The sequence below is a fragment of the Actinomadura citrea genome (assembly GCF_013409045.1).
Taxonomy (GTDB): domain Bacteria; phylum Actinomycetota; class Actinomycetes; order Streptosporangiales; family Streptosporangiaceae; genus Spirillospora; species Spirillospora citrea.
This window is the reverse complement of sequence record NZ_JACCBT010000001.1, coordinates 1,666,937-1,679,206: the sequence shown is the minus strand read 5'-3', so window position 1 is coordinate 1,679,206 and position 12,270 is coordinate 1,666,937. Positions and strand designations below refer to the sequence as shown.

Genomic DNA, 12,270 nt, shown 5'->3' with positions numbered 1-12,270 from the left:
CCCCCGGGTCAGCCGGTGGCGTCGGACAGGAACGCCAGCAGGTCCTGCCGGGTGATGAGGCCCTTGGGCTTGCCGTCCACGAGGACGACGGCGGCGCCGGACTTCTCCAGGACGCCGACGGCCTTGCTGACCGGCTCGCCGGAGCCGAGCGTCGGCAGCGGCGCCGACATGTGCGACTCGACCGGCTCGGTCATCTTGGCCTGGCCCTTCACCATGATGTCGAGCAGGTCGGTCTCCCCGACCGAACCGACCACCTCGGCCGCCATGACCGGCGGCTCCTCCTTCATCACCGGCAGCTGCGACACCTCGTACTCGCGCATGATGGCGATCGCGGTCTGCACGGTCTCGTGCGGGTGGACGTGCACGAACTCCGGCAGCGTGCCGCCCTTGCGGGTGAGCACCTCGCCGACCCGCGCCTCCTCGGTGGAGGGGGTGAGGAAGCCGTAGTCCGCCATCCAGCTGTCGTTGAAGATCTTGCCGAGGTAGCCGCGGCCGCCGTCGGGCAGCAGCACCACGATCACCGCGTCCGGATCGGCGCGCTCGGCCACGCGCAGCGCGGCGACGACGGCCATCCCGCAGGACCCGCCGACGAGCAGCGCCTCCTCGCGGGCGAGGCGGCGCGTCATGGTGAAGGAGTCCTTGTCGGACACCGCGATGACCTCGTCGCAGATGCCGCGGTCGTAGGTCTCGGGCCAGATGTCCTCGCCGACGCCCTCGGTGAGGTAGGGGCGGCCGCTGCCGCCGGAGTAGACCGAGCCCTCCGGGTCCGCGCCGACGATCCGGACCCGCCCGCCGGAGACCTCCTTGAGGTACCGGCCGACGCCGCTGATCGTGCCGCCGGTGCCGATGCCCGCGACGAAGTGCGTGATGCGGCCCTCGGTCTGCTCCCACAGCTCCGGCCCGGTCGTCTCGTAGTGCGACTGCGGGTTCTGCGGGTTGGTGTACTGGTTCGGCTTCCACGCGTCGGGGATCTCGGTGACCAGGCGGTCCGACACCGAGTAGTAGGAGTCGGGGTGCTCGGGGTTCACCGCCGTCGGGCAGACGACGACCTCGGCGCCGTACGCCCGCAGCACGTCGATCTTGTCCTTGCCGACCTTGTCGGGGCAGACGAAGACGCAGCGGTAGCCACGCTCCTGCGCGACCATGGCGAGCCCGACCCCGGTGTTGCCGGACGTCGGCTCGACGATCGTCCCGCCGGGGCGCAGCTCGCCGGACTTCTCGGCGGCGTCGATCATGCGGACCGCGATGCGGTCCTTCACCGACCCCCCGGGATTGAAGTACTCCACCTTGGCGAACAGCTGCGGCTCCCGGCCGCCCCCCACGCCGGCGGTCACCTTGCGCAGTCGGACGAGCGGAGTGTTGCCCATCAGTTCGACGAGCGAGTCGTGTACGTGCACCGCGACATCCTTGTCGTTCAGTGTGTTGATCTTAATGATGCGGCCCTGTTCCGCCGCCGGTCACAAGCGCGAACCGGCGCGGGGGCCGAAAGGTTTCCCGTTCCCGACGGTAGCCGAGATCGGCCACCGCAGGTATCGCGGCCCTTTCGCGTGGGTAGGAACTTATTCACGGAGGGTCAGCGCAGTATGTGGAGAGCATTCACCGCGCGGCGCATCGCCGCCGCCGCGGCCTACGGCGGTGGAGGCATCACCGCACTCGGCGGCATCACGTTCGGCCTGCTGCTGATGCAGGCCAGGCTCGCCCGCAGGACCATCCTCGCACGGCCGAACGGCGACCCGCCGATCGCCGACGGGCTGTACGGCGGGACGCGCGGCGGTGAGCCGCTGTCGCTGGTCGTCCTCGGCGACTCGACCGCCGCCGGGCTCGGCGTGCACGCCTCGGAGGAGACGCCCGCCGCGCTGCTCGCGGCCGGGCTGTCCGCGATCGCGCGACGTCCCGTCCGGCTGACGAACGTGGCCCGGTCCGGATCCCGCTCGCAGGCGCTGGGCGGCCAGGTCGACCAGGCCCTGCAAGCCCGTCCCGACGTCGCCGTCATCATGATCGGCGCCAACGACGTGACCGGGCGGGTCCCGGCCACCGAGTCCGTCCGCCACCTCGCCCGCGCGGTGGAGCGGCTGCGCGGCGCCGGCGGCGAGGTCGTCGTCGGCACCTGCCCCGACCTCGGCTCCGTCAAGTCGCTGATGCCGCCGCTGCGCTGGTTCGCGCGGCGGGCGAGCCGGCAGCTCGCCGCCGCCCAGACGATCTCCGTCGTCGAGCGCGGCGGCCGGTCGGTGTCGCTCGGCGATCTGCTCGGCCGCGAGTTCGCCGCCGACCCGCTCTCGATGTTCAGCGAGGACCGCTACCACCCGTCCGCCCGGGGCTACGCCGCCGCGTCGGCCGCCGTGCTGCCGTCGATGGCATCCGCGCTGGGCCTCGGCCACGACCTGTCCGACCACCTGACCGCGGACGTCCTCCCCGTCTACCTGGCCGCCGCCGAGGCCGCCGAACGGGCCGGTACGGAGGTCAGCGGCGCGTCGGTCGCCGGGCTCGACCGCGGCCCCCGGGGCCGCTGGGCCACGCTGCGGTATCCGCTGCGCCGCCCCGCGCTGCGCCTGCCCCGGCGCCACGGGTCCGATCGCCTTCCCCCCGAGGACGACGGGGGCTTCACGGAGCCGGGGCCCGCCCGGTCACCGGTGGCGGGCCCCGGCCGTCCGGGACACCGGCCGAGCCTCCGCCCGCGCTGGCGGTGGCCTCGCCGGTGGCGTCGGTCCCACTCTCCGGTGCTCGGCGTCCCGGGCGCATGGGGCGGCGGTCACCCGGCCGCCGGGACCTGGCCCAGGTGGGCGAGGTAAGCCCGCACTTATTGGACGCGCCGTCCATCAGGCCCGGGGGGCGGCGTGTACGCCGCGGGGGACCAGCGGCTAGATTGCTGGTGACCGGTGAGTAACACCGTTGGCCGCTGAGAAGGAGACCCGCACATGCCCGAGGCAGTCATCGTCGCAACCGCGCGCTCGCCGATCGGGCGCGCCTTCAAGGGGTCGCTCAAGGACATCCGGCCCGACGACCTCACCGCCCAGATGATCACCGCCGCGATGGCGAAGGTCCCGCAGCTGGACCCGAGCCAGATCGACGACCTGCTGCTCGGCTGCGGCCTGCCCGGCGGCGAGCAGGGCTACAACATGGGGCGCGTGGTGTCGGTCCTGCTGGGCTGGGACAACGTGCCCGGCGCCACCATCACCCGGTACTGCTCGTCCTCGCTCCAGACGACGCGGATGGCGCTGCACGCGATCCGCGCCGGGGAGGCCGACGTCATCGTCTCGGCGGGGGTCGAGACCGTCAGCCGGTTCGCCAAGGGCAGCAGCGACGGCCTGCCCGACACGCAGAACCCGCTGTTCGCCGATGCCCAGGGCCGCACCGCCAAGGCCGGCGAGGGCGGCGCCCCCGCGTGGCACGACCCGCGCGAGGACGGCGCCCTGCCCGACATCTACATCGCGATGGGCCAGACCGCCGAGAACGTGGCGGCCCTGCGCGGCGTGTCCCGGCAGGCGCAGGACGAGTTCGGCGTCCGCTCGCAGAACCTCGCCGAGAAGGCCCTCGCCAACGGGTTCTGGGAGAAGGACATCACCCCGGTGACGCTCCCGGACGGCTCCGTCGCCGCCAAGGACGACGGCCCCCGCCCCGGCACCACCTACGAGAAGGTGTCGCAGCTCCAGCCGGTGTTCCGCCCGGACGGGACGGTCACCGCCGGCAACTGCTGCCCGCTGAACGACGGCGCCGCCGCGGTCGTGGTCATGAGCGACACCAAGGCCGCCGAGCTCGGCATCACCCCGCTGGCCCGCATCGTGTCGACCGGCGTCACCGGCCTGTCTCCCGAGATCATGGGCCTCGGCCCGGTGGAGGCGTCCCGCAGGGCCCTCGCCAAGGCCGGGATGACGATCGACGACATCGACCTCGTCGAGATCAACGAGGCGTTCGCGGCGCAGGTGCTGCCGTCCGCCGACGAGCTCGGCATCGACCACGACAAGCTGAACGTCAACGGCGGCGCGATCGCGGTCGGCCACCCCTTCGGCATGACCGGCGCCCGGATCACCTCCACGCTCCTCAACGGCCTCAGGTTCCACGACAAGCAGTTCGGTCTGGAGACGATGTGCGTGGGCGGAGGCCAGGGCATGGCCATGGTCCTGGAGCGCCTCTCCTAGAGGTAAGCCCGACCTTGCCTGGGGAAACGGAACCCACACCAGCGCATGGTGGCCCGCACGAAACCGCCCACGGGCGGCTTCATGCGGGCCACCTGCGCGTTTCCGGGGATCATCCCCGTTACAGATGATCTACGTAACGCAATAGATAGGTCCCCGTTAGGGGGTTGTCACATGCGGAGAGGTGTTGCAGAGTCGGCAGGAAGAGCCCCGCGACCTGGAGGTGCCAATTGTCACTGAACCACTCGCCGGAGACCCACAGCAAGCTGATAGCCCGCATTCCGCAAGTCACCGGACGTGACATCCCCGAGTGGTTCACCACGATCGAGGACGGGCCCTCGTTCACCCGCTGCGAGGAACGCAGCACCTGGCTGGCCGAGGAGCACAACCTGTCCCACGGCTACGCCGCCGCCCTGGTCCGCGAGCACGAGCGCACGCGCCGCGCCCGCCACTACTGAACTGAGCACGCGCCTCCCCCGGGAGGACGCGCGGTCGGACTTCACAACGAACGTGGCGGGATCCCGCCAGAGGATGCCCCCGCCGTCGTGCCGCTGAGCGCCACGACCTTGGCGCAGAGATCCCGCACAGATCAGCCCCACGCCGTCCGGCGCGGGGCTGATCGTCGCGAGGGCTAGTCGCGCCCGGAGAAGTAGCTGAGCAGGCGCAGGATCTCCAGGTAGATCCACACCAGGCTCAGCACCAGCCCGAAGGCGCAGTACCAGGCGAACTTCTCGGGCGCCCCCGTCCGGACCCCGGTCTCGACCGCGTCGAAGTCGAGCAGCAGGAAGAAGCAGCCGACGAGGATCGCGGCGACGCTGAAGATGTAGGCGAGCGGGCTGCCGGGGTCGCGGATCCCGATCCCGTGGTCGCCGCCGAACAGGTGCACCACCAGGTTGACGATCATCAACCCGATCAGCGCGAGCCCGGCGGCCATGACGAAGCGGGCGAACTTGGGCGTGACCCGGACGATGCGCAGCGCGTAGACGGCGAGGGTGGCGCCGAACGCCAGCGCCGTCCCGACCACCGCCTGGAAGACCACCCCGTGGTAGAGGTCGTTGTAGGAGTGGCTGACGAGGCCGACGACGACGCCGTAGACCGCGGCGAACGCCAGCACCGTCGCCGCGTTCGCCTTGCGGCCGAACGCGATGAACGCCCAGATGCCGATCTCGGCGATGAGCGCCACGACCAGCACGGGCGCGGCGAGCGAGGTGGGCACGAGCGCCCACGCCAGCGCCGCCGTGATCATCAGCGTCGCGAGCGTCAGGAACCCGCGGACGACGACGTCGTCCATGGTCATCGGCCTGGTGGCGGCCGGCGCGTACCCGGGCGCGCCGTACCCGGCCCCTCCGTAGGGCTGCGCGCCGTACCCTCCGGCCCGCTGGTCGAAGGCGCTCCCCCGGAACGCGGGGTTTCTGCTCTCCATCAGGTCTCCACTTCGGCCGACGTGACCCACCAGTCTAAACCGCAGTCCCCCCAGTTGATCAGCCCAAAACCCCGTTCACCGGCCACCGGTCCTAGGCCCTCACAGACGCGCACGCCCCGGCCCGGGTAAGCGAAGGCGAAGCCGAGCATCCGCGGGTGCTCACAGACCCCGGCCGGAGAGCGAAGGCGAAGCCGAGCACCGGCCAGACACGCGCCGACCTCAGCCACCGGGAATGCGATGGCGAAGCCGAGCCTCCGCGAGGGCGGAGCCCGAGCATCGGGGGTTCCAGGGGGTCGCCCCCTGGGCGGACACTGCGAGCCCCGGCGAAGCCGATCAGAGATCGGCGAGCAGGGTTCGCCGCACGTGCCCCTGGTCGGACTCGAACCGACACACTGGCTCTTTTAGGGAGCCCGCCTCTGCCGTTGGGCTACAGGGGCGGGGTCATCATATCGAGTCAGTGGCTGTCACCGCCGTCTCCGGGGGCCGTGAGAATGGAGCTCCGGCGGCCGGGTTCGGCCAGTGGAACGGTCCGGGCGGTCAAGGGCGGTTGTCAGATGTCGTGCTTGCGGCCGGCGGCGAGTTCGAACTCCTGGCGGGGCCATTCGAGTTCTCCCAGCGAGACGATCTCGCGGCGGAAGAACGCGGAGAGCGTCCAGTCCATGGTGATGCGGAACTTGCGGTTGACGGTCGGCATGCGCGACAGGTGGTAGGTGCGGTGCATGAACCACGCGGGGAGGCCGCGGAGCTTGAGCCCGTAGACGTTGGCGACGCCCTTGTGCAGGCCGAGGCCGGCGACCGAGCCGACGTAGGCGTGCACGTACGGCTTGCGGGGCTTGCCGCGCAGGTCCGCCACGATGTTGTCGGCGAGGCGCTTGGCCTGCCGGACGGCGTGCTGGGCGTTGGGCGCGGTGAAGTCCCCGGTATCGGTGAGGTCGGGCACGGCGGCGTTGTCGCCGGCGGCGTAGACGCCGTCGAGCCCTTCGACGGTGAGTTCGGCGGTGGCCTTGATGCGGCCCTTGTCGTCCAGGGGCAGGTCGCTCTCCCTGACGACGGGGTGCGGTTTCACGCCGGCCGTCCAGACGAGGGTGCCGGCCTCGAACTCCTCGCCGTCGCTCAGCACCATGCGCCGCTTCTCGGCGGACTTGAGCAGCGTGTTCATCTTGACCTCGATGCCGCGGCGGCGCAGGGCCTCGGCGGTCCAGCGGCCCATCTCGGGGCCCACCTCGGGGAGGATGCGGTCGGTGGCCTCGACCATCATCCAGCGCATCTCCTTCTCGTCGATCGTCGGGTACCACTTGCAGGCGTCGCGGGCCATGTCCTCCAGCTCGGCCATGGCCTCGACGCCCGCGAACCCGGCACCGACGAACACGAAGGTGAGGGCGCGCCTGCGGACGGTCTCGTTGTCCGGGTTGGACGCGGCGATGTCGAGCTGGTGCAGGACGTGGTTGCGCAGGAAGATCGCCTCTTCGACGGTCTTGAAGCCGATCCCGCTCTCGGCGAGGCCCGGGATGGGCAGGGTCCGCGAGATGGAGCCGAGGCTGATCACGAGCATGTCGTACTCCACCTCCCGCTCCGGCACGCCGGCGGTGTGCGCTCCGGCGGGCCGGAGGGTGACCCGCCGGGAGGCGCTGTCGATCCGCGTCACGAACCCGTTCACGATGCGGCAGCGGTTCAGGACCTTGCGCAGCGGCGCGACGACGTGGCGGGGCTCCAGGTTCCCCGCGGCCGCCTCCGGCAGGAAGGGCTGGTAGGTCATGTAGGACTGCGGGTCGATGACGGTGACGGCGACCTCGCCGCGACGCAGTTCGCCGCGCAGCCTCTTCTGCAGGCGCAGGGCCGTGTACATGCCGACGTACCCGCCGCCGACGATCACGATCTGTTTCGTGCGCTGGATTGGCATATCCGGAGCGATACCCGGTTATGCCGCGGGCTCACGCCCCAGGAGAGGCGCGAACTTCCTCAGCGCGCCCGACATCTCAATCGATGTACCGCCAATAGGGAGACGGCGAGGTCAGGGCCCGACGGGGGCGCCAAGCGGTCGCGGGCGGCGGATCGGTGCAGGGGCCGGTCCGCCGCGCCACGGCCGCTTGGCCAAGGCCCTGCCTCGCCGTCGAACTCTTTGCAGGACGGCTCCCACGGGGGAAGTGATGCCACGAATCATCTGGGGGACCATCACCGTCGCCGCCTTCACCGCTCTCGCGGGTTGCGGCGGAAGCAGCTCGACCGCCGGGCGCACATCGTCCGAGGGGGACGGCCCGACGCCCACGCCGACCGGTGGCGCGCACTTCGGCTCGCCCGACCCGACGACCGGTGGGCAGGCGACGCCCTCCGTCAGCCCCGGGAACGGGACCGGCGCACAGGAGCCGCACTGCACCACGGGAATGCTCACCGTGACCCTCAGTGGTCTCGACGCGGGCACCGGCGACCGCTACGCGGCGCTCACGCTGACCAACAAGTCCGGAAGGCCCTGCACGGCCGGCGGCTGGTCCGGGCTCCAGCTCCTCGGTGCGGCCGGGAAGATCCCCACCAGGGTCTTCCGGGAGGGAAGGGCGCGCACGATCGTGATCCCCGGCGGCGGCCACGCCTACGAGCGGCTGCACTGGGCGGTCGTCCCCGCCGGCGACGAGACGGGGACGACCTGCGAGCCCGTCGCGACCGCCCTGAGAGTGATCCCGCCGAACCAGACCGAGCCCATGAACGGGAAGTGGCGGTACGGGCCGGTCTGCCGGTACGGCGAGATCCGGCTGACGCCCCTCGCCACGACCCCTCCGGCCTAGTGGAAGTCGCGGGCGCGGACGAAGACCGCGTCCAGCATGTCCTCGGTGACGCGGCCGGTGAAGGTGTTCTGCTGGCTCGGGTGGTAGCAGCCCAGCAGCAGGACGGGGTCGCGCCGGGAAGCCGACGGCGGTGGCGCCAGCTCGACCTCGGCGCCGTGGCCGAACTTCGGCCGGGGGCGCGGCACCGCGTACCCGGCCTGCTTCAGCGCGGGCCACACGCCCTGCCAGGCGAACCCGCCGAGGCACACCACGCAGCGGACGCTCGGGGCGACCTGCTCGACCTCGCGCGCGAGCCACGGCAGGCAGGTCGTCCGCTCCAGGGGCGTCGGCTTGTTGTCGGGCGGGGCGCACCGGACGGTCGCCGCCATCCGCGCACCGAGCAGCCGCTGCCCGTCGCCCGCGTGGACGCTGGTCGGCCGGGCCGCCAGCCCGACCCGGTGCAGGGACGCGAACAGCCAGTCGCCGGAGCGGTCGCCGGTGAAGATGCGGCCGGTGCGGTTGCCGCCGTGCGCGGCCGGGGCCAGCCCGACGATCAGGATGCGCGGCCGCTCGTCGCCCCATCCGGCGACGGGACGGCCCCAGTACCGCTCGTCCGCGAAGGCCCGGCGGCGCTGGACGGCGACCTTCTCCCGCCACTCCACGAGCCGGTCGCAGGCGCGGCACACCGACTGGCGGGCGCACAGCTCGTGCAGATCGGGCGCCCCGGCGGCCAACTCGATGACGTCGCCTGCGCCGTGCGCGACGGGGGTCGCGGGGGCGGCGGGGTCTTCCGGCCACCCTGACCCGGGCGGCACGAACGGAGGGTTGGCGGGCGGCATACCACCGATCGTCCCACGCCACAGGCGATGGCCGGGTTCCGCCCATGGCGGGTGGGAGGCGGGTCCGGTCGGTACGATGCGTTCGCCGGTCGGGGAGGCAGGTGTCTCGGCACGCGCGTTGTGCGAAGCGGGAGGCAGGAGTGTCGCAACCAGGCTGGTACCCCGACCCCTACGGCACGGGCAGCCTGCGCTGGTGGGACGGCGAGACCTGGACCGAGCGGCTGAACCCCGAGCCCGACCGGCCGCCCCGGCTCCCGCGCAGGGAGCAGCCGCAGGACACCGGGTCCGCCGGCGGGGCTCACCACGCCGCCCCGCACGCGCCGACCTGGGACCGCGCCCCGTCCGTCCCCTCCCTGGAGGTGAACGTGCGCGGCCTGCACCTGCACGCCGACGACCAGGGCGTCGCCTACGGGGACGCCTCGCTCGCCTGGCCGCACGTGGAGTGGGTGGCGTACTGGGCGGCGGAGCGCCCGGCGGGCGGCGGCCACCTCCCCGGCACCCAGTGGATCTTCCAGGCGGGGCGGTACCCGTTCCGCGGCGGGCTCCGCGTGGAGGTGGTGATCGAGCCGGGCGCGCTGCCCGGCCGCGCGCCGGGCCCGGACGGCGACCCGGAGCGCGTCTGGGGGCGGCTGATCCAGCTCTGCCAGGAGCACGCGGAGCCGCGGCTCGTCGAGGAACTGGCCGGCCGCGTCCGCGCGGGCGAGTCGGTCGACGTGGCGCAGGGGCTGACCGTTCATCCGGGCGGCGTGCGCGGCAACCGGGTTTCGCTGAGCTGGTCGTCGATCTCCGCCGCGACCGTCGACCGGGGACGGGTCTGGATCCAGCAGGCCGGCGGCACCACGCCGATCCTCTACGTCCCGCAGCAGAACCCGAACGCGGTGCTGATCCCCGCCCTGCTGGCGCGGCTCAAGCACTAGGGCGGAAGGGCCTGGGCCACGCACGCGAACGCGTGACCTGCCCGGTGGAGCGAAGCCGGAGGCGAGCGGAACCGGGCAGATCGCGAAGCGATGCCGCGTTCGCCCAGGCACGGTCACGTAGCGAGCCGCCAGGCGAGCGAAGTGGGCCGGGACTGAATCAACACAGCGACCAGGCGATGCCGTCGAGGATGTCGTGCTCGCTGACGACGACGGCCCCGAACCCGTACTCGCGCATGATCCGGTCGAGGATGAGCGCGCCCGCGCCGATCACGTCGACGCGGCCGGGGTGCATGACGCCGAACTCGGCGCGCTCGGCGCGGGTGGCGTGCAGCAGCCGCCGCGTCACCTCGTGCACCTGGCCGGCGGTGATCCGTGCCAGGTGGATGCGGTCCGGCTCGTAGCTCGGCAGGTCCAGCGCGATGCCGGCGACCGTGGTGACGGATCCGGCGAGCCCCACGAGGGTGCGCGCCTCGTCCACCGGGACGGTCTCCCGGACGGCGGCGAGCGCGGTGTCGATGTCGGCGGCGGCGTTGGAGATCTGCTCGGGCGAGGGCGGGTCGTCCTTGAGGTGCCGCTCGGTCATCCGCACGCAGCCGATGTCGATGGAGCGGGCCGCGGCCGCCGAGGAGCTGCCGAGCACGATCTCGGTGGACCCGCCGCCGATGTCGACGACCAGGTAGGGGCGGGCGGGGCGCAGCTTCGCCAGCTCGCGGGTGGCGCCGGTGAACGACAGCCCGGCCTCCTCGTCCCCGCTGATCACCTCGGGGACGACGCCGAAGATGTCGACGACGCCGCTGACGAAGTCGGCCCGGTTGGCGGCGTCGCGGGTCGCGCTGGTCGCCACCACCCGGGTCTTGACCGGCCCGTGCCCGTCGCCGTGCCGCTCGATCAGCTCGGCGTACCCGCGCATCGCGGTGAAGGTGCGCTCCAGCGCGGCGGGCGACAGCCGCCCGGTCTCGTCGACGCCCTCCCCCAGCCGGACGATCTCCATCCGGCGCTCGACGTCGGTCAGGGTGGCGGCGCCCTCGCCGTCACCGCCTCCGGCCGCGATGTCGGCGATCAGCAGGCGGACCGAGTTGGTCCCGCAGTCGATGGCCGCGACGCGCGTCACCGCGCCTCCCCGGGTTCAGGTTCCGATTCGACAGGTTCGCCAGGTTCGATCTGGACGCAGGGCCCCGAGCGCCACCAGTCGGGCAGCGCGTCCAGGGCTTCGCGGCCGAACGGGTTGCCGCCCGGCACCGCCAGCTCGTGCGCGACGAGGGCGTGCAGGCACTTGACGCGCTCCGGCATTCCGCCGGCGCTCTGCATGCCCTCGGGAAGCGGTTCGACGCCGTCCTCGCGTGCGGCCTCGTCGCGGCGGCGCAGGTAGTCCTCGTGGGCGGCGGCGTACTTCGCCGCCAGGGACGGGTCGTCGGCGAGCCTGGCCTGCATGTCGCGCATGACGCCGCTCCCCTCCAGCGTCCCGATGGCCGAGGCCGCCTTCGGGCACGTCAGGTAGAACAGCGTGGGGAAGGGCGTCCCGTCCGGGAGCCGCGGCGCCGTCTCGATCACGGCGGGCAGCCCGCACGGGCAGCGTCCCGCCACACGGCGGACGCCGCGCGGCTCGCGCCCGAGCTGGGCCGCGACCGCGGCCGTGTCACGTGCATCGATCATGTATCCACCCGCGGATCCGGGGATCCGTTCTCCTCCGCGCCTCAAGGAACGTCAGCGGGGCCTGTCGGCGGCCTCCACCGACCGCCACAGCGTCTCGTACCAGGGTGGCCTGCTCTCCGTTCCGCTCTTGCGGGACTGCTGCCCGTCCCCTTCGCCGCCGTCCAGGACGATGTAGCACTTCACGTCAGGACGACAGTAATGGAGCCGCCGCGTCGCCTCACGCTCAATGTACGACTTGTCGCCCAGCTGTTGCTTGCGTTGGGCGAGGATCTCGACCTGGCGGCGGGACACCGCCTCCTGGCGGCGCAGATCGGCGATCTCCTTGCGCTGGGCGATGTACTCGCGAACAGGGTAGGCGAGGCTCAGCGCGATCGCGCACATCACGACCGCGAGGATGGCGGCGCGGCTCGTCAGCGCCGGGTTCGAGCGGCGTGTCCGGCCGCTCCGCGCCCCGTGCTCGCCCGACCCGCGGTCGGCGTCGCCGTGGCCGGTCTCGTGGTCGTCGCCCTGCGCCATCGTGTCCCCTGCCTGTGGCTCGGCTGCCGGAAC

12 protein-coding genes and 1 tRNA gene are annotated in these 12,270 nt (G+C 72.5%); 5 read left to right on the top strand and 8 right to left on the bottom strand.

All coding sequences use genetic code 11. The annotated features are described in order from the left end of the window. Positions 1-8 precede the first annotated feature (8 nt). Positions 9-1,397, bottom strand: coding sequence for a cystathionine beta-synthase (locus tag BJ999_RS08125; protein ID WP_179832708.1), 1,389 nt, complete (start codon positions 1,395-1,397; stop codon positions 9-11). A gap of 186 nt (positions 1,398-1,583) precedes the next feature. On the opposite strand from BJ999_RS08125, the gene BJ999_RS08120 reads away from it, so the two are divergent. The 3 genes from BJ999_RS08120 (at position 1,584) to BJ999_RS08110 (ending at position 4,591) form a co-directional block, all read left to right on the top strand. After that, positions 1,584-2,789 (top strand): SGNH/GDSL hydrolase family protein, encoded by a 1,206-nt coding sequence (locus BJ999_RS08120; protein ID WP_179832707.1) that lies wholly within the window; start codon positions 1,584-1,586, stop codon positions 2,787-2,789. A 126-nt stretch (positions 2,790-2,915) separates the two neighbouring features. Beyond that, a complete protein-coding gene (locus BJ999_RS08115) occupies positions 2,916-4,136 on the top strand; it encodes an acetyl-CoA C-acetyltransferase (protein WP_179832706.1) in 1,221 nt (406 codons plus the stop codon). Positions 4,137-4,363: 227 nt separating this feature from the next. Continuing rightward, positions 4,364-4,591, top strand: a complete 228-nt coding sequence (locus tag BJ999_RS08110) for a DUF4287 domain-containing protein (protein WP_179832705.1) — start codon at positions 4,364-4,366, stop codon at positions 4,589-4,591. 173 nt (positions 4,592-4,764) lie between these two features. Here the strand turns inward: BJ999_RS08110 and BJ999_RS08105 are convergent, their stop codons facing one another. The 3 genes from BJ999_RS08105 to BJ999_RS08095 form a co-directional block, all read right to left on the bottom strand. Then, entirely contained in the window at positions 4,765-5,556 is a 792-nt protein-coding gene (locus BJ999_RS08105; protein WP_179832704.1) for a Bax inhibitor-1/YccA family protein, read from the bottom strand. Between the two features lie 364 nt (positions 5,557-5,920). Further along, positions 5,921-5,993: transfer RNA gene (locus BJ999_RS08100), tRNA-Leu, on the bottom strand. Between the two features lie 113 nt (positions 5,994-6,106). Beyond that, entirely contained in the window at positions 6,107-7,456 is a 1,350-nt protein-coding gene (locus BJ999_RS08095; protein WP_179832703.1) for an NAD(P)/FAD-dependent oxidoreductase, read from the bottom strand. A 247-nt stretch (positions 7,457-7,703) separates the two neighbouring features. Between BJ999_RS08095 and BJ999_RS08090 the strand changes: the two genes are divergently transcribed. Beyond that, on the top strand, positions 7,704-8,333 hold the full coding sequence (locus BJ999_RS08090; protein ID WP_179832702.1) for a DUF4232 domain-containing protein: 630 nt from the start codon (positions 7,704-7,706) through the stop codon (positions 8,331-8,333). Here the strand turns inward: BJ999_RS08090 and BJ999_RS08085 are convergent. After that, on the bottom strand, positions 8,330-9,151 hold the full coding sequence (locus BJ999_RS08085) for a uracil-DNA glycosylase (RefSeq protein WP_179832701.1): 822 nt from the start codon (positions 9,149-9,151) through the stop codon (positions 8,330-8,332). The two genes, BJ999_RS08090 and BJ999_RS08085, sit on opposite strands and share 4 nt — an antisense overlap. A gap of 140 nt (positions 9,152-9,291) precedes the next feature. Here BJ999_RS08085 and BJ999_RS41255 point away from each other — a divergent pair, with 140 nt between their 5' ends. Then, positions 9,292-10,068, top strand: coding sequence for a DUF2510 domain-containing protein (locus tag BJ999_RS41255; protein ID WP_218934988.1), 777 nt, complete (start codon positions 9,292-9,294; stop codon positions 10,066-10,068). 157 nt (positions 10,069-10,225) lie between these two features. Here the strand turns inward: BJ999_RS41255 and BJ999_RS08075 are convergent, their stop codons facing one another. From BJ999_RS08075 to BJ999_RS08065, 3 genes are read right to left on the bottom strand one after another with little or no spacing between them, the layout of a single operon-like run. Further along, complete coding sequence (locus tag BJ999_RS08075) at positions 10,226-11,179, bottom strand: Ppx/GppA phosphatase family protein (protein ID WP_179832700.1); 954 nt, start codon at positions 11,177-11,179, stop codon at positions 10,226-10,228. Next, positions 11,176-11,721, bottom strand: a complete 546-nt coding sequence (locus tag BJ999_RS08070; RefSeq protein ID WP_179832699.1) for a DUF501 domain-containing protein — start codon at positions 11,719-11,721, stop codon at positions 11,176-11,178. The genes BJ999_RS08075 and BJ999_RS08070 overlap by 4 nt, the downstream gene beginning before the upstream one ends. 51 nt (positions 11,722-11,772) lie before the next feature. Beyond that, positions 11,773-12,237, bottom strand: coding sequence for an FtsB family cell division protein (locus BJ999_RS08065; RefSeq protein ID WP_179832698.1), 465 nt, complete (start codon positions 12,235-12,237; stop codon positions 11,773-11,775). Positions 12,238-12,270 lie beyond the last annotated feature (33 nt).

Coding starts and splice junctions, on each gene's coding strand:
- BJ999_RS08105 (WP_179832704.1), bottom strand. CDS start 5,556: ATGGAGAGCAGAAACCCCGCGTTCCGGGGGAGCGCCTTCGACCAGCGG.
- BJ999_RS08085 (WP_179832701.1), bottom strand. CDS start 9,151: ATGCCGCCCGCCAACCCTCCGTTCGTGCCGCCCGGGTCAGGGTGGCCG.
- BJ999_RS08115 (WP_179832706.1), top strand. CDS start 2,916: ATGCCCGAGGCAGTCATCGTCGCAACCGCGCGCTCGCCGATCGGGCGC.
- BJ999_RS08120 (WP_179832707.1), top strand. CDS start 1,584: ATGTGGAGAGCATTCACCGCGCGGCGCATCGCCGCCGCCGCGGCCTAC.
- BJ999_RS08070 (WP_179832699.1), bottom strand. CDS start 11,721: ATGATCGATGCACGTGACACGGCCGCGGTCGCGGCCCAGCTCGGGCGC.
- BJ999_RS08065 (WP_179832698.1), bottom strand. CDS start 12,237: ATGGCGCAGGGCGACGACCACGAGACCGGCCACGGCGACGCCGACCGC.
- BJ999_RS08090 (WP_179832702.1), top strand. CDS start 7,704: ATGCCACGAATCATCTGGGGGACCATCACCGTCGCCGCCTTCACCGCT.
- BJ999_RS08095 (WP_179832703.1), bottom strand. CDS start 7,456: ATGCCAATCCAGCGCACGAAACAGATCGTGATCGTCGGCGGCGGGTAC.